The 16,349-nt window shown below is 73.4% G+C and carries 16 protein-coding genes and 1 pseudogene; 10 read left to right on the top strand and 7 right to left on the bottom strand.

Going from position 1 to position 16,349, the window contains the following annotated elements:
- A pseudogene (locus QI554_RS43150) lies at positions 1–105 on the top strand (IS5/IS1182 family transposase); the annotation flags it as partial.
- A gap of 15 nt (positions 106–120) precedes the next feature.
- Here QI554_RS43150 and QI554_RS43145 read toward each other — a convergent pair.
- A complete protein-coding gene (locus QI554_RS43145; RefSeq protein ID WP_281478928.1) occupies positions 121–555 on the bottom strand; it encodes an SRPBCC family protein in 435 nt (144 codons plus the stop codon).
- Between the two features lie 40 nt (positions 556–595).
- Positions 596–913 (bottom strand): ArsR/SmtB family transcription factor, encoded by a 318-nt coding sequence (locus tag QI554_RS43140; protein WP_281478927.1) that lies wholly within the window; start codon positions 911–913, stop codon positions 596–598.
- A gap of 150 nt (positions 914–1,063) precedes the next feature.
- Here QI554_RS43140 and QI554_RS43135 point away from each other — a divergent pair, with 150 nt between their 5' ends.
- Positions 1,064–2,536, top strand: a complete 1,473-nt coding sequence (locus QI554_RS43135; RefSeq protein WP_281478925.1) for an MFS transporter — start codon at positions 1,064–1,066, stop codon at positions 2,534–2,536.
- Positions 2,537–2,690: 154 nt separating this feature from the next.
- Positions 2,691–3,719 carry a lactonase family protein gene (locus tag QI554_RS43130; protein ID WP_281478923.1) on the top strand — a complete coding sequence of 343 codons (1,029 nt, stop codon included), beginning with the start codon at positions 2,691–2,693 and terminating at the stop codon, positions 3,717–3,719.
- Positions 3,720–3,766: 47 nt separating this feature from the next.
- On the opposite strand, the gene QI554_RS43125 is transcribed toward QI554_RS43130, so the two are convergent.
- Positions 3,767–4,411, bottom strand: coding sequence for a LysE family translocator (locus QI554_RS43125; protein WP_281478921.1), 645 nt, complete (start codon positions 4,409–4,411; stop codon positions 3,767–3,769).
- 107 nt (positions 4,412–4,518) lie between these two features.
- Positions 4,519–5,001: a hypothetical protein gene (locus tag QI554_RS43120; protein WP_281478919.1), complete on the bottom strand. Its 483-nt coding sequence runs from the start codon at positions 4,999–5,001 to the stop codon at positions 4,519–4,521.
- 286 nt (positions 5,002–5,287) lie between these two features.
- On the opposite strand from QI554_RS43120, the gene QI554_RS43115 reads away from it, so the two are divergent.
- Positions 5,288–6,031: a GNAT family N-acetyltransferase gene (locus QI554_RS43115; protein ID WP_281478917.1), complete on the top strand. Its 744-nt coding sequence runs from the start codon at positions 5,288–5,290 to the stop codon at positions 6,029–6,031.
- A gap of 134 nt (positions 6,032–6,165) precedes the next feature.
- A complete protein-coding gene (locus QI554_RS43110; RefSeq protein ID WP_281478915.1) occupies positions 6,166–6,690 on the top strand; it encodes a DinB family protein in 525 nt (174 codons plus the stop codon).
- A gap of 79 nt (positions 6,691–6,769) precedes the next feature.
- Here the strand turns inward: QI554_RS43110 and QI554_RS43105 are convergent, their stop codons facing one another.
- Positions 6,770–8,032 carry an APC family permease gene (locus QI554_RS43105; RefSeq protein ID WP_281478913.1) on the bottom strand — a complete coding sequence of 421 codons (1,263 nt, stop codon included), beginning with the start codon at positions 8,030–8,032 and terminating at the stop codon, positions 6,770–6,772.
- 275 nt (positions 8,033–8,307) lie between these two features.
- Between QI554_RS43105 and QI554_RS43100 the strand changes: the two genes are divergently transcribed.
- A complete protein-coding gene (locus QI554_RS43100) occupies positions 8,308–9,009 on the top strand; it encodes a hypothetical protein (RefSeq protein WP_281478911.1) in 702 nt (233 codons plus the stop codon).
- Positions 9,010–9,082: 73 nt separating this feature from the next.
- On the opposite strand, the gene QI554_RS43095 is transcribed toward QI554_RS43100, so the two are convergent.
- Positions 9,083–9,907: an inositol monophosphatase family protein gene (locus QI554_RS43095; protein ID WP_281478909.1), complete on the bottom strand. Its 825-nt coding sequence runs from the start codon at positions 9,905–9,907 to the stop codon at positions 9,083–9,085.
- A 119-nt stretch (positions 9,908–10,026) separates the two neighbouring features.
- Between QI554_RS43095 and QI554_RS43090 the strand changes: the two genes are divergently transcribed.
- From QI554_RS43090 to QI554_RS43080, 3 genes are all read left to right on the top strand, one after another.
- Positions 10,027–11,037, top strand: coding sequence for an Lrp/AsnC family transcriptional regulator (locus QI554_RS43090; RefSeq protein ID WP_281478907.1), 1,011 nt, complete (start codon positions 10,027–10,029; stop codon positions 11,035–11,037).
- 39 nt (positions 11,038–11,076) lie between these two features.
- The gene (locus QI554_RS43085) at positions 11,077–11,721 is read left to right on the top strand and encodes an HAD family hydrolase (RefSeq protein ID WP_281478905.1); all 645 of its coding nucleotides are present in this window, start codon (positions 11,077–11,079) and stop codon (positions 11,719–11,721) included.
- Positions 11,722–11,892: 171 nt separating this feature from the next.
- Positions 11,893–14,439 (top strand): ABC transporter permease, encoded by a 2,547-nt coding sequence (locus QI554_RS43080; protein ID WP_281478904.1) that lies wholly within the window; start codon positions 11,893–11,895, stop codon positions 14,437–14,439.
- A gap of 52 nt (positions 14,440–14,491) precedes the next feature.
- On the opposite strand, the gene QI554_RS43075 is transcribed toward QI554_RS43080, so the two are convergent.
- A complete protein-coding gene (locus QI554_RS43075) occupies positions 14,492–15,130 on the bottom strand; it encodes a TNT domain-containing protein (RefSeq protein WP_281478902.1) in 639 nt (212 codons plus the stop codon).
- A gap of 467 nt (positions 15,131–15,597) precedes the next feature.
- Between QI554_RS43075 and QI554_RS43070 the strand changes: the two genes are divergently transcribed.
- Positions 15,598–16,020, top strand: coding sequence for a DUF4259 domain-containing protein (locus QI554_RS43070; protein WP_281478900.1), 423 nt, complete (start codon positions 15,598–15,600; stop codon positions 16,018–16,020).
- The last annotated feature ends 329 nt before the right edge of the window (positions 16,021–16,349 follow it).

The raw sequence follows: 16,349 nt of genomic DNA, 5'->3' as shown, positions 1-16,349 counted from the left end.
CGGCTGAAGGCCTTCCGGGCGGTCGCCACCCGCTACGACCAGCGCGCCTACGTCTTCCACGGCACGGTCACCCTTGCCGCCATCCGCCTCTGGCTCAGACCTTGATCCCCAAAACGCTGCCTAGCCCTCGTCCGCCGCGGCCGGCTCCTCCAGAGCCTTCTCCACCGCTGCCATCACCGCCTGCCAGTGCGCGCGCTGGCGGGCCCGCTCGTCGGCGTCGGCCAGGCGCTCCTGGTGGAACCGCAGGGTCGTCCTGTCCGCCGTGCCGCCGCTCAACCGCACCTGCAGCGTGGTCTCGTGGTCCCAGCCCGCCGGGCGGAACGTGACGCGGACGCGGTCGAACTCCTCGTAGCCCCGGACCTCGCCCTCGGCGCCCTCGTCCGTGCGGTACGCGGCGCCGCGCACGGGCTCCAGCTCCGCGCCCGCGCCCAGCCACAGGGCGAGCCCTTCGGGGGAGGTCAGGAACCGCCACAGCTCGTCGGCCGGGTACGGCAGCGCCTTGGAGACGCCGATCTCGAAACAGGCACCCTGGGTGTTCCCCACTTCGTGCGGCATGCGTTGCGCTCCTTGCGTCTTGCGGTCTGCGGGCGCGGGGTCAGGCGGGCTCGGCGTCCGCGGCGGCGGCGTTCAGCACCGAGTCGAGCAGTCCCGGGAAGCGTGCCTCCAGGTCGTCCCGGCGCAGCCTCAGCAGCACCTCGCGGCCGGCCGGCTCCTGCCAGATGACGCCGGCCTCGCGCAGCACGCGCCAGTGGTGGGTCAGCGTCGACTTCGAGTAGCCCTGCAGCACGACGCCGCACGGGTGCTGCCGGCAGTCGGCGAGCACGCGCAGCGCCGCGAGCCGGGTCGGATTGCCCAGCGCGGTCAACACGTTCTCCAGCCGGAACTGCTCGGGCGCGGGGTGGTGGAGGACCATGCCCGCAGCGTATGCCAACAGTACGTGAACTGTCGAACAATCGGCCGTCGAACGCCTTGACGGCGTCCGCGCAACTGTACGAGCATCCTCGTACAGTCGTTCTGTACGACTGTTCTCGTACAATCCCACTTTCCGAGGGGCCGCTCCGCCATGCCCGAAACCCGTCCCAGGCACCTCCCGCTCGCGCTGGCCGTCCTGGCCTTCGCCCAGCTGATCATCGCCCTCGACTACAACATCGTGTTCGTCGCGCTGCCCGACATCGGCGACGAACTCGGCTTCTCCGAACAGACCCTGCAGTGGGTGGTCAGCGGATACGCGGTCGCCTTCGGCGGATTCCTGCTGCTCGGCGGCCGCGTCGCCGACCTGTTCGGCCGCCGCTCCGTGTTCGTCACCGCCCTCGCGCTGTACGCCGGCGCGTCGGTCGTCGGCGGCCTCGCCGTCGGCCCCGGCATGATGATCGCCGCGCGCGCCGTCCAAGGCGTCGGCGGCGCACTGCTGTTCCCCGTCACCCTCGCGCTCGTCAACACGCTGTTCACCGAGGGCCCCGAGCGCAACCGCGCCCTCGCGGTGTGGGGCGGCGCCGGCGCCAGCGGCCTCACGCTCGGCTCGCTGCTCGGCGGCGTGCTTACCGGCTGGCTCGGCTGGTCGTCGGTGTTCTTCGTCAACGTCCCGCTGGCCGCACTCGTCATCGCCGGCGGCCTGTACGCGATACCGCGCGACGCCCGCGCCCGTGAGCGGCGCGGCTTCGACCTGCCCGGCGCGCTCACCGCGACCGCCGGCGTCACGCTGCTCGTGTACGCGCTGGTCCAGGGCCCGGCGTCCGGCTGGACCTCGCCCGGCATCCTGACCGCGGCCGCGCTCGCGGTGCTGCTGCTGGCCGCGTTCGCGCTCGTGGAGTCCCGGACGTCCGACCCGCTCATGCCGCTGCGCCTGCTGCGCAACCGCAGCCTCGCCGCGGCGATGGCGATCACCTTCGTCTTCCAGGCCACCTTCAGCGTCGTGCCGTACTTCCTGACGATCCTGTGGCAGCAGGTGCAGGGCATGAGCGCGCTGAAGACCGGGCTCGCGTTCCTGGTGCCGGCGCTCGCCATCGCGGCGGGCACGCAGATCGGCGAGCGGCTGGTCAGCCGGCGCGGCGCGCGCACCGCGCTGCTGGCCGGCTTCGTACCGGGCGCGCTCGGCACCGCGCTGACCGCGGCGGCGGTGTCGGCGGACAGCGGCTACTGGGTGCTCGTCCCGGGGCTGGTGGTCGGTGGCGTCGGGCAGGGCATCGTGTGGACCGGCATGTGGATCGCCGCCGCGACCGGTGTCGCCGCGGAGCAGCAGGGCGTGGCGTCCGGCATGGCGTCCACGGCGATGCAGGTCGGCGGCGCGGTCGGGCTCGCGGTCTTCGTCGCGATCGCCAACTCCGGCACCGGCGGGCTGACCGGCGCGCGGCTCGACGACGCGGTCGCCGACGGGCAGCGGACCGCGCTGTACCTGGCGGCGGCCGGGATCCTGCTCGGCGCGCTGCTCTCGCTGGTCTTCCGGCGCGCGAACGCGGCCGGTGAACGTATCGTCGGCGGCAACCTCGAGGCGGGCGCCCCCGACGAGGCCGCGGCGCGGACGGGCGTCGGGGGCTGACCCGGGCGCGGTTCCGCGGGGCGGCCCGAATGGGCCGTCGGGCGTGCGCCACGACTCCATACGAGCGACCCTGTGCATCCATCTGGACTAGACCAATGCCGGTTGGGCAAGATCGCAGGGTCGGCCCCGTTCCCGAGTCAGGAGCACACGCACGATGGCCCAGCCAGGAGACCCGTACGTCTACATCGGCAGCTACACGCCTGCGACCGACGGGCGCGGCACCGGCATCACCGTGTGCAGACAGGACCCGCGGACCGGCGATCTGACGCCGGTCGGGGACCCGGTCGCCACGCCGTCGCCGTCCTACCTGGTCGTGCACCCCAACGGGCACATGCTCTACGCCGCCAACGAGCTCGAACCGCACGGGCACGTCACGTCGTACGCGATCGCCCCCGACGGGACGCTCACGCCGGTCGGCACCGTGCCGACCGGCGGCAGCGCCCCGTGCCACCTGGCCGTCGGCCCCGGCGGGCGGTTCGTGCTCACCGCGAACTACGGCGACGGCGTCGTGTCGGTGCACCCGATCGGTTCGAACGGCGCGGCCGGCCCGTACCGCGAGCGCATCCGGCACAGCGGCGAAGGACCCGTCGCCGACCGGCAGTCCGCAGCCCACGCCCACCAGGTCGTCTTCGACGGCGACACGCTGCTCGTGTGCGACCTGGGCTCCGACCGCGTGTGGCGCTACCAGTTCACGCACAGCACCGCGCAGCCGGACGGCGCCCTGCAGGTCCCCGCCGGCACCGGCCCGCGCAACCTCGCCTTCGCCGGCGAACCGGCCCGGGCGTGGGTCGTCGGGGAGCTCGACCCCGTGGTGCTGGGGCTCCCGGACGGCGACCCGGTGCCCATCGCGACGGCGGACGCGGGGGCGCGCAACCACCCGTCGGCGATCGTCGCCTCGCCCGACGGCCGGTTCCTGTACGTCGGCAACCGCGGGCCCGACACCGTCGCCGTCTTCGCCGTCGAGGCGGACACGGTACGGCAGATCGGCGAGGTGTCCGTCGGCGGCGCGTGGCCGCGCGACCTCGCGCTGATCGGGGACTTCCTGTACGTCGCCGCGCAGGACTCCGACGCGGTCACCGCGCTGCGGCGCGACCCGGCGACCGGCCTGCTCGCGGCCGCGACGGTGGCGCTCAAGACCGGCAGCCCGGCCTGCGTGGCGGCGGGGGTGCGGCGGGCGGGGTGAACCGAGGCCGGGCCGGGGCGCCTTCTCGCGCGCCTCGGCCCGGACGGTCAGGCGGTCTTCGCCGTCCGTACGCCCAACGCCACCAGCACCGCCGCCGTCACCCGGCTCAGCCAGTCGCGGAAACGCGGCGCCGATACCACGCCGCGCGCCGCGTCGACCGCGACCGTCCAGGTGAGCAGCCACCCCAAAGCCAGCACGACATGCGCGACGGCCAGCACCGCGATCTGCGGAGCGACCGGCTCCCTGGGAACGACGAACTGCGGAACCAGCGTCAGATAGACCGACGAGGCCTTCGGGTTCAGGACGTTGCCCCAGAGGCCCTGGCCGTAACTGCCCTGGTGCGCCCACGGAAGCCGCCAGCGGGATGTGCCCTCCGGCGTGGCCGCGGTCTTCGAACGGCGCGTGGAGCGCCACGTGCTGACGCCCAGCCAGACCAGGTACACGGCACCGAGGATCTTCACGGCCGTCAGCGCCTGGGACGACGCCATCACCACGGCCGCGAGACCGACCGCCGCGAGCGTGGCGTGAACACACAGGCCGGTCACGGTCCCGAACGTCACCAGCACCCCGTCCCGCCGCGAACCCGCCGCGACGCGCTGCGTCACCAGCGCGAAACTCGTGCCGGGCGTGAGCGTCATCGGCGTGACGGCGAGCAGGAACCCGGCGACCTGCACCCAGTGGATCGTCAGCATCCGCCGAGCGTAGGTGGTGCAGCGGTTGCGGGGGAGACAGACGTCCGGCCCGGCGGTGCCGGGCCGGTCCTGAGCGGTCGGCGCTCATCCGACGAGCGCGGCGCCGGTCAGAAGGTCTTGGTGTAGGTCAGGGCGCCTCCATTGCTGCTGTTGATGTTGACTGTGGCGCTGGTGATGGTCGCAGGGCCGGCGACCGCGGTCCACGACTTGTTCGGGCAGGCGTTGCTCGACGCGGTCGGGTTGACCGTGGCCGTGAGGTCGAAGCTCGCGTTGCCGTGAACCGCCTGGATGGTCTGCGGCGGTGTGGTCAGGCTTCCGCTCCCGGACTGACCGGGCACCGGTCCGGTGTCGTTGCCGGGGTTGAAGCAGGACACGGGGAACGTGAAGTTGACCGTCAGGTCGGCGACGATGAACGTGCCCGCGCCCGCGACCTGGCCCGTGGCCTCCACCGTGTTCCCGTTGACCGTGATCACCGGGTTCTGGTTGTGGAAGAAGTGCAGGCCGCTGGCGAGTGCCGGAGCCGTGGCGGTCAACGGAATGGCGAGCGCGCCCGCGCCGAGAAACAGGAGCTTGGTCTTGGCGAATCTCATGGTTGCTCCTCGTTCGTGCCTTGCCTCGCCACGGGCTCGGCCGACGACGGCCCGTGGTGCCCGCATGAAAGGACAGGAGCAGACCCTCGTCGGCGGCCTGGCGACGCACAGTTACCAGACCCGTGTGCCATGTGGTGACGGCAGGTGCCGCTCGTGACGAGGTCGTGGCCAGGTTAGCCACGGCCCACCGGGGCGGCAAGATCGACCAACCGGTAGCTTGGACGATTTCGCTATGCCGATCGACAACTGCGTCGAATCATTGATGCCGCCTCCGTACGCTGGCCCGATGCCCCACGAGATCGACCTCGCCGACGTCGGCGGACTCACCGGCGGCGACGGCCTGTGCGTCTGGCCGGCGCAGGGTGCCGCCCGGGCCTTCGCGTCCCACGACCGGCGTGCCGTCGCGGTCGCCGGGCCCGCGCTGTCGCGCCGCGACCGGATGGCCGTCCACGGAGACCCGGGCGCACTGGTCCCGCTCGTCGGCGCGGTGCTCGACGAGGTCGGCCCGACGTTCCGCCCCCTCGGCGACCGACACCTGATCCGCGCCCTCGCCGACGGCCTGCCCGACGTCAAGATCGCCGGCGAGTTCGCATGGATGGAACGCGGCCGCGACGGCACCGAGCTCCCCGACGAGAACGGCGCGCGCTGGCTCGACGAGGCGGACACACCGGAGATCGCCGCGCTGATCGACACGGGCTTCCCCGATTCGTACGCCCGCCCGGACGTCCCCGGCGTCAACCGCTGGTCCGGAATCCGCGACGCCTCCGGCCACCTGGTCGCCGTCGCCGCCGAGGCGTGGTCGGCCCCGACCGTCGGCCTGCTCAGCGGCGTCGCAGTCCACCCGTCCGCCCGCGGCACCGGCCTGGGCGCCCGCATCTGCGCCTTCACCGTCGCCGAGATCCTGGCCGACCGAGGCCGCTGTGGCCTGATGGTCGACGACTGGAACGAGCCCGCGCAGCGGGTCTACCGGACGCTGGGCTTCAGCTTCCGCCCGGTCGCCGCCTGCGCGGTGACGTCGAACGAGCGCTGACGCCGGGAGTCGGTGCACCGGGCGAACTCCCGCTCGACGCAGTGCTGTTCCCGGCCACTGGTGCCCGTGTCGCGTACTCGTCACCGGTCGGAAATCCCCGCGCGGGGGTGCGGGCGCGCTGTCATGATGCGGCGATGGATGATCACCAGCGCACCTCAGTCTCCCGGACCGGCGACGAGCGCAGGACGCTCAGCGACTTCCTCCAGTACCAGCGCGACACGCTCGCCATGAAGTGCACCGGGCTGACCGCCGAGCAGCTCAAGGCACGGCCCACACCGCCGTCCCAGCTGTCGTTGCTCGGGATCGTGCGGCACCTCGCCGACGGCGAGCGCACGTGGTTCCAGGTCGCGGTCGCCGGCGAGCAGGCGCCCAGCCTGTGGTCGGGTGCGGACGGCGACGCGGGAGTGTGGGACGTCGAGAGCGGGTTCGACGTCGAATCCGCCGACGTCGACGAGGCGTTCAAGGCCTGGGAGTCCGCATGTGCGCGGTCCCGCGAGATCGTGGCGGCGGCCGAGTCGATGGACGTCCAGGGGCGCTACGAATCCGGCGAGGTCGTGCCGCTGCGCTGGATCCTCACCCACATGATCGAGGAGTACGCCCGGCACAACGGGCACGCGGACCTGATCCGCGAGCAGATCGACGGCGTGACGGGGGAGTAGCAGGCCAAGGGCGGCGCGCGGTCCGGCGTCGACACACCATCGGCGATGGTCGACCGCCGCCGCGCTCGGCCCGCGAGGCTCAGGACGCGTCGTGCGAGGTCCGCCTGGCGCGTACCCACCACACCGCGACGCCGAGCAGGAGCACTCCCGCGCCCCACACCGCCGAGCGCCACGGCAGTGTGGCGGCCAGCAGCACGCAGCCGGCCAGCCCCACTGCCGGCACCGCACGCGGCGGCGGGTTCTCGTCCGGACGCAGCCTCGTCGCCGACGCGTTGGCGATCGCGTAGTACACGAGCACGCCGAACGACGAGAACCCGATCGCCCCGCGCAGATCCGCCACCGCCACCAGCAGCACGACCGCCGCACCCACCGCGACCTCCGCGTGGTGCGGCACCTGGTGGACGGGGTCGACCGCCGCGAGCGTGCGCGGCAGATGGCCGTCGCGGGCCATCGCCAGCGTCGTGCGGGACACGCCGAGGATGAGCGCGAGCAGCGACCCGAGCGCGGCGACGGCCGCCCCGACGCGGACGACCGGCGCCGCGGCGTGCCAGTCCGAGGCCCGGACCGCCGCCTCCAGGGGCGCGGTCGCGTATGCGAGCACGTCCGCGCCCACGGACAGGAGCGCCGCCACCGCGACGGCGGTGTAGACGACCAGCGTGATGCCGAGCGCGAGCGGGATCGCCCGGGGGATCGTGCGGGCCGGGTCGCGGACCTCCTCGCCGAGCGTGGCGATCCGCGCGTAACCGGCGAACGCGAAGAACAGCAGCCCCGCGGACTGCAGTACGCCGTACACCGACGCGTCGGGGAACGGCTGGAGGTTGTCCGCGTCCGCGGCGGTCAGGCACGCGGCGACCACGAACGCCAGCACCAGCAGCGTCGTGGCGACGATCGCCCGCGTGACCCAGGCCGCCTTCTGCACACCGCGCAGGTTGAGCAGCGTCAGCAGCGCGACCGCCGCCACGCCGGTCGCGCGGGCGTAGTGCGGCCATACGTACGCCCCGACCGTCATCGCCATCGCCGCACACGACGCGGTCTTGCCGACCACGAACGACCAGCCCGCGAGGTAGCCCCAGAACGGGCCGAGACGTTCGCGGCCGTAGACGTACGTGCCGCCCGACTGCGGGTGGCGGGCGGCCAGCCGCGCCGACGACGTCGCGTTGCAGTACGCCACGACGGCGGCGATGCCCAGGCCGATCAGCAGCCCGGGCCCCGCGGCACGGGCCGCCGGACCGAACGCGGCGAACACGCCGGCGCCGATCATCGAACCGAGGCCGACGACGACCGCGTCACCGGTGCCGAGGCGGCGCGCCAGGGCGGGCTGGGGGAGGGACGGAGAACTCACACGACGTACATACCAGCGACGGACGACCACCTGGTGACGTGACGCTGAACAGGATGGTGAGCGACGGCCGTCGCCCGGCTGGCAGAGCACATGAGGGCGACCGGACGCGGCGGTCAGCGCGCTGTCAGTACCCGGTCAGCGGCGGGCCCGAAGGTGGAACCACCGGCACGGGGGAGCCGGCCGGGACGCCCCCGTTCCGGCCTGCTCCCGGCGCGCCGCGCCGCCGAAGCGTCACGCCAGGCGGCCCCACGAGACCCGAGCGAACCGGAGCCGCAATGCAGGTCGACCCCCACGACGACAGCAACGACACCGACGAGCCCCGGGAGCGGGACGGCTGCATCGACGGTCGGCCGCGGGGCGACGAGGGCGGTCGAGGCGACCAGCGCGGCGGAACGGCGGAGACTGCGGGCGGTGGAGGCCGGCGCAAGGACGGCTCCGGCGACGTCAGCCGCGATCCGCAGGACGCAGACGCCGTCCATCCCGGCCCCGGCTTCGGCGGGCTCTGCTTTCCCGACACCGCGGTCCCTCAGGGCGGGGGCTCGGCCGGCCTCGCTCCCGTCACCGGCCGCTGGGCCGGACTGGGCTTCGGTGACCGCCGCGTTGCAGATGCCGCGTACGGCATGCCCACAGCGGACCGTGCCGCCGACCTGTCCGTGCTGCGTGACGCCGCCGGTCGGCCCGTCGGCCTGACCGCCGCCTTCTCCTCCGACAACGCGGAGTTCGTGGCCCGCGTCCTCGCCCCCGGTCCGCGCAGCGGCACCGACCTTGAGACCACGGTCTGGCTCCGCCACAGCCTGGTGGCCGGCGACGTCGCGCTGCTCACCGTCACCTGGACGACCGACCGCGACCCGCTCGACACGCCCGCTGTCGACGTCGCCACGGAGGTAGTCCGCCGCGGCGAGGACGGCCTGTGGCGGTACTCCGTCAGCCTGTCGCGGGGCGACGACCCGGTTCCGACCTCGGAGGCGCCGGTGTAGGCGCAGGCCGTCGAGGTGCGTCCGGCGCCCCGCCGACGTCGGTCCGCAATGCCCGCGCGGCGAACCGTCCCCCTCACTCCACCCCCGCCAGCACCCCCGCCAACTCCCGGTGCACGCCCGGGGTCGCCACGCACAGCCCGGCCACCCGCGGCCCGAACGGCTCGCCGCGCGGGCCCGTCACCATCGCGCCCGCCTCGGCGGCGATCAGTGCTCCGGCCAGCCAGTTGTGCAGATCAGTGCCGAACTCCCAGAAGGCGTCCAGCTTCCCCGCTCCCACCCAGGCGATCTGCAACGCCGTCGGGCCCAGGTTGCGGACCGCGAAGGCGCGCGGCAGGACCGCACCGAGCGAGGCCGCCGTGCGCGCGATGTCCTCCGGATGGCCGGCCTGGAACGGCACGTGCGTGTGGGCGACGATCGCCTCGCCCAGCGCGCTCGTTCCCGTCGGCGCGATCGGGACGCCGTTCAGCCACGCGCCGCATCCCGCCACCGCGTGGTACAGCTCGTCGTACTCGGGCGCGTACACGACGGCGAGTTCGGTGCGGCCGCCGTCGACCAGCGCGAGCGTCGTCGCCCACGCGGGGATGCCGGCGAGCGCCTGCACCGCGCCGTCGACCGCGTCGCACACCCAGCGCGGCCCCGACGTGCCGCCGCCCGCCGCGTCGCGCTGCGCCGCCGTGTCCAGTTCGTCCTCGTCGGCCCACGCCACCTCGGGGTGGATCGCGGCCAGGAGCGCCCGCAGCCGAGCGGCCGCCGGGTCGTCGACGGAGGCGAACGCCGCGAACATCGCGGCCCGCCCGACCGGCCGCGGCACACCCGGCAGAGCCGCCGCGATCCCGTCGCCGACCGTGCGCACGGCGGCCACGATCGCGTCGATGTCGTACGTGCGGGTAGTGGTCATGACGGCTCCCGAGTCGTTGTCGCCTGCGGTGTGTCGGGCGGGGCGCCCGGACACCAGGTAAGCCGTCAACAGACCTCATACGGCGAATCGTCACCTCGAATGGGCGAAGATGGACAACCATGGACCTTGAAGCGAGCGATCCGGACACCGTCCTCGACCCCGTCGACCGGCTCGTCGTCGCCGCGCTCCAGGTCGACGGCCGCGCCGCGCCGGGCCGCATCGCCGACGTGCTCGGCGTGTCCGAGCGCACCGTCACGCGCCGCCTGACGCGGATGTACGACGCCGGGGTCGTGCGCGTCGTGTGCCTGCCGGCCCCGTCCGACACCCGGCACAGGTACCCGCTGGGACTGCGCATGCGGGTGCTCCGCGGCAAGGTCGGCGCGATCGCCGCCGCCCTCGCGCGCCGTCCCGACGTGTGGTTCGTCGACGTGCTCTCCAGCGGCGAGGAGATCACCGCGCTGATGTACGCCGACGACCTGAACCGCGACCGCCTCCTCTTCGACGAACTCCCGGCCACCAGCGCGGTCGTGCAGACCACCGCGTACGCGGTCCTGCACACGTTCGCGGACGCCACCGCCTGGCGCGCCGGCCTCCTGACACCCGACCAGACGGCCGCGCTGACCGCGGACCGCCCCACCGCCACGCGACCGCCGGACGGCGACCCGCACCGCCCGGACCCGCTCGACCGGACGATCCTCGCCGCGCTGCGGACCGACGCCCGCGCCCCGCTGAGCGGAGTCGCCGAACGCGTCGGCGCCCCGCCGTCCACCGTGCGCCGCCGTGTCGCCGCGCTGGACGCCGCCGGGCTGCTGCGCACCCACGCCACCATCGACCCGCGGCTGCTCGGCTACCGCGTCGACGCCGACCTGTGGATCTCCGTACCGCCCGCCGCCCTGGACGAGACCGGCCGCGCGCTCGCGGCGCACCCCGCGGTGCACGGCGTGTACGCGGGCACCGGCCCGACGAACCTCATGGCCACCGTCTTCTGCCGCGACCTGCCCGAGCTCTACACGCTGGTCTCCGGAACCCTCGCGGCGCTGCCCGTCACCGCCGTCGAGACCACGCTCGTCAGCCGCACGGTGAAACGAACCGGCCTGTTTTACGACGGATTCCGCCTTCGTGCGGCCTGACCCTGCCCGGGTCCGGTCACGCGTGCTCTACTGCCGCCCATGCCGTTGCTGATGCTCGACCTGGACAACACCCTCGTCGACCGTGCCGCCGCCTTCCGCGCGGCGGCGGCCGACTTCCTCGCCGGGCAGGGCCTTCCCGCCGCCGACCTCGAGTGGCTGCTGGGCGTCGACGCGGGCGGCTTCGCCGCACGCCCGGACGTCGCGGCGGCCGTCGAGGCCCGCTACGGGGCCGGTGTCCGACCCGAACTCACCGCGCTGCTCGACCACGGAGCCGCCGACCGCGTCGAACTCGCGGAGCCGACGCGCGACGCGCTCGGCAAGGCCGCCGCCGACGGGTGGACCTGCGTCATCGTCACCAACGGCCGTACCAGGCAGCAGGAGGCGAAGATCCGCCGCACGGGGCTCGACGCGCTCGTGCACGGCTGGGTCGTCTCCGAAACCGTCGGCCACGCCAAGCCCGACCCCGCCATCTTCCACGCCGCCGCGACCACCGCCGGCCTCGGCCTGGACGGCGCGTGGATGGTCGGCGACGCCCCCACCGCCGACATCGCCGGTGCCCACGGCCTCGGTGTGCGCAGCGCGTGGGTCTCCGCCGGAAAGCCGTGGCCGACCGAACTCCCGTACCAGCCAACGCTGATCGCCCCCGACGCCGTCACGGCGATCGAACACCTGCGCCAGGCCTGAAAGCGTCTGCGGGCTGACCTCGGCCTCCTCCCCGCGTAGCCCGGACCCCGGACGGATGCGACCTGGGAGGGGCACCGGACGCCGCCTCGCGGGCGACTCGGCACCCGAGGGCCCGACGCGAGCATGGGCGGACACACACGCCCTCGCCGCCGTCCCCGGGGACCACCACGCATGCTTCGCACCGCCCTGCGCAACGTCGTCGCGCACAAAGCCCGCCTCGTCATGACCCTGCTGGCCGTCCTGCTCGGAGTCTCCTTCGTCACCGGCACACTCGTCTTCTCCGACACCATCGCCGAGGCGTACACGCACAGCGCCTCCAAGAGCTACCGCGACGTGTCCGTCGCCGTCACCGACACGAACACCGCGCCCTACCACCGCAAAGACAACTACGACGGCGACCCGCGTCTCACCGAGGAGACCCTCGCCGGGCTGCGCGCCCTGCCCGGCGCGGCCGCAGCCCGCGGCGTCGTCGAGGGCTTCACCGGGGTCGTCGACCGCGACGGCGACCTCATCGGGAGCGACTGGTCGACGACCGGCACCAACTTCGTCCCGGACCCCACCGGCAAGGACCCGCGCTACCCGATGTCCGCCGGCGCGGGGCCGCGCGGCCCAGGCGAGATCGCCCTCGACAGCGGCACCGCCCGGCGCGGCGGCTTCCACGTCGGCGACACTGTCCGCATCGCCGGCGACGGGCCCGTCACCGCGCACCGGCTCACCGGCGTGTTCGCCACGGACGACCAGCGCGTGGCGGCCGGCGGCTCACTCGTGCTCTTCGACACGGCCACCGCGCAGAAGCGCTTCCTGCGCCCCGGCGAATACGGCGCGGTCCACCTGCGCGCCGCCCCCGGAACCAGCGACGACACACTGAGCGCCGCCGTCTCAGCAGCCGTCCCCGACGCCGGCAACATCGAGGTGCGCTCCGGACGTTCGCTCGCCCAAAAGCAGGCCGACGTGATCCGGGACGCCACCCGCCAGATGGCCACCGGACTCCTCGCCTTCGCCGCGATCGCACTGTTCGTCGGGTGCTTCATCATCGCCAACACCTTCACGATGCTCGTCGCGCAGCGCACCCGCGAGGTCGCCCTGCTGCGCGCCGTCGGCGCCGGGCGCGGCCAGGTCGTGAGGTCGATCCTGTACGAGGCGGCGGCCGTAGGCGCGGTCGCCTCCGCGCTGGGCCTCGCGCTGGGCGTCCTCCTCGCCGCTCTGATGCGCGAACTCCTGCTCAGCAACGGAGCGTTGCTCCCCGACGGGCCCCTCGTCACCGCGCCGACGACCATCGCCGCAGGCCTGGCCGTCGGCCTCGGGGTGACCGTGACCGCCGCATGGCTGCCCGCCAGGCGCGCCGCGCGCATCCCGCCGGTCGCTGCCATCAACACCGTCGAACAGCCCTCCGGCCACCGCAGCCTGCGCACCCGCAACACCACAGGGGCGGTGCTCGCCGCGGCCGGAACCGCGCTCGTGGCATACGGCTCCTCGACCGGCGGCGAGAGCGGCCGCGCACCCGTCGCGTGCGGCGTTCTCCTGCTGCTGGTCGGCGTGCTGGTGCTCACCCCGCTGCTCACCCGACCCACGGTCGGCGCGCTGCGGCGACCCCTCGACCGCGCGTTCGGTGTGCCGGGGCGCCTGGCCGGCGAGAACGCGCTGCGCAACCCGCGCCGCACCGCCGCCACCGCGTCCGCACTCACGATCGGGCTCACCCTGATCGCCGGACTGTCCGTAATCGGCGCGTCAGTACGGCAGGCCGTAGAACGCGACGCGATCGCCGGGATCACCGCCGATTACAAGATCACCATGGGCAACGAGCACGGCCTCGACCCGGCCGTGCGCGACGCGGCGGCGGCAGCCCCCGGCGTACGCACGGCCGCACCCCTGATGCGCGCCCCGCTGCACGTCGACGGACACACGATGACCGCCGTCGGCGTCCCGGCCGCCGACGCCGGCGACGTCCTCGAGCTGACCCCGGACTCCGTCGCCGCGCTGCGCCACGGCCAAGTGCTCGTCGCGAAGGACGCCGCCGCCGAACGAGGCTGGCGGGTCGGCACGCAGCTCACCGTCGAGTACCCCGACGGCACCAGCGCGCAGCTCACCGTCGGCGGCATCCACGGCAACCCGCACGTGCTCACCGACATCACGCTCCCGGACACACTCCTGCGGCCGCACGCCCGGGACGCAGAGGTGTCCGCACTGCTCGTGCGCACGACCGACCCCAGCAACAAGGCGACCACACGCGCGCTCCGGCACGCGACCGGCGACAACCCGCTCATGCACATCGACGACCGCGCGGCCATCCAGGCGTCCTTCAGCCGCGACGTCGACCTGATGCTCAACATCATGTACGGCCTGCTCGGCATGGCCGTGCTCATCGCCGTGCTGGGCGTCGTCAACACGCTCGCCATGTCCGTCGTAGAACGCCGCCGCGAGATCGGCCTGCTCCGGGCGATCGGCCTCGACCGGACACAGGTGCGGCGGATGATCCGGATCGAGTCGCTCATCATCGCGATGTTCGGCGCCGCGCTCGGCGTGCTCCTCGGGATCTTCCTGGCGTGGGGGATCCTCGGCACGCTCAGGTCGGTCATCCCGGGGCTCGCGCTGGTCGTCCCGTGGGGCGCGGTCGCCGTGTTCCTCGCACTCGGCGCCGCGGTCGGGCTGGTGGCGGCACTGTGGCCCGCACGCAGCGCCACGAGGCTCGACATCGTGGCGGCGATCGCCGCGGAATGACGTCAACGAACAAGGCGGCGCCGGGCACCCGAGCCCGGCGCCGCCACCCCGTTCAGATGAGGCGTTGCAGGTAGCCGTTCTCCACCAGCCACTTCACGTTGAGCGCCGCCGGCGAGCCGGGCACCAGCGCGCCGTCCAGCTGGTACTGCAGGCCGCCGCCGGGCTGCGCGAACCAGGCGGCGATGGGGCCCGCGTGCACCGTGAAGGGCTTCAGGACGCGGTAGTCATGGTAGTTGCAGCCCGCCGCCGGGTTGCCGTTCAGGCTCGTCGGAGGGATGGAACGCATCGCGTACGGCAGGCCCTCGGGCGCGAGGAACGAGCCGTACTCGCTGCCGAACCGGTCGATGTCCTGACCGGTTGCCAACTGCTGGTCCCACTCGACCGGCTGCCCGTTCCAGATCACGTAGCCGTTCTGCGGCGGGTAGATCCACCAGCCGGCCTGCGGATCGAAGTACGTGCCGAGGAACTTCTCGACGGACTCGCCCCCGGTGCGGCGGTATCCGACCAGCTCGAACCCGACGGGGCCGAGCTTGGGGAGCGTCTCGGGGCCGAGCCGTGAATCGCCCTGGTAGAACGTCGCCGAGCATTCGTTGAGCGGCGTCAGCTGTGACGCGGCACTGGCGGGCGCGGCGAGGGCGCCGACGAGCAGCGTCCAGATGCCGACGAGGACGACGGCCAAGCGGGTTCGCATCGATGATCCCCCTGGGAGCGCGCGGAACGGGCGGCCAACACGCTAGGGGCGCACGAGGCGCGTGACACAGGAGATTCCGCGCCAATCGGTTGGCGCGGAGTGGCGTTTCAGGGGCGCACGGTGGTGCGGCCCAGGCGCGCGATCTCGGAGCGCACGCCGACCGTCCGGGGGAACACACCGGACCAGGGCACGACCGCGGACACAGGACCGAGCCGGAGGCCGACTCCCCTTCGACCTCCGGCTCCACGTCCCCCGGATCCCCCTGTCCTGCGCACGTAGTCCACCGGCCACGCGTTGCGCGACGGAGGACGCGGGATGACCGCGCGGCGAATTCGCGCGGCACAGCCGGGAGACGCCGCGCGGAAGTCGTCCGCTCGGGCGGCAACTACCTCCGAAAGGAGGATCCCGCGTGTCGGCGTAACGGCCTAACCTGCGGACACCGAGATCACAAAACAGGGGGAGTGGCAGTGGGCGCATGGGGCTTCGGGCCGTTCGAGGACGACTACGGCCTGGACTTCGCCGGCGGCCTCGCCAACGACGAACCGCAGCGAGCCACCGAAGTGCTGGCCGACACCATGCGGGCCGTCGTGGCGCCGGACGGCTTCATCGACACCCGCGAGACGGCCTACGCACTGGCCGCCGCCGCCCTGGTGGCAGGCCGCGCCGACGAGTCCGTCGACCTGGGGCCGAACGGCAACCACTACCTCGAAATGCTCTCCTTCGAGGCGGACGAGACGCTGCGGGACCTGGCACGCCGGGTCTTCGAGCGGGCGTTCACCCCCGCCGACAACGCGTGGTACGCCCTGTGGGCCGAAGGCGGCGAGACGGACAAGCTCCGGGCCGCCTACGCCCGCTTCATGACAGCCGTCGACGGCCCCGCCGACGCGTGAGCTCGGGCCGACGAGCCGTGTGACGCAAGTGTGACGCGAGCACCCCCTGATGAGGGAGTTCTGGTGATTCGCATACGTGACGACACAGTGACCAGGGGGAGAGCCCGCGCGCCCCACGCTGGTACTGCAACCCGGCAGCGCAACGAACCCCAGCAACAAAACCCGCCCGGAACCCCAAGCAAAGCCGCAGCCCGGCAGCGCGGCGCCAGGAGCGGTGAAGCAGCACCGCAAAACGAAGCAACACCGCAGCCCGGCAGAGCAATAAAAACCCAAGAGCCACCACACCCCGCGCCCCTCCCGCCAGGTGCGAGGTGGTTCAGCGCGGACGG

Origin of the sequence: Yinghuangia seranimata, assembly GCF_029953285.1 — a bacterium.
Taxonomy (GTDB): domain Bacteria; phylum Actinomycetota; class Actinomycetes; order Streptomycetales; family Streptomycetaceae; genus Yinghuangia; species Yinghuangia seranimata.
The sequence above is the reverse complement of the archived record's forward strand: the minus strand, read 5'-3'. Positions and strand labels throughout refer to the sequence as shown.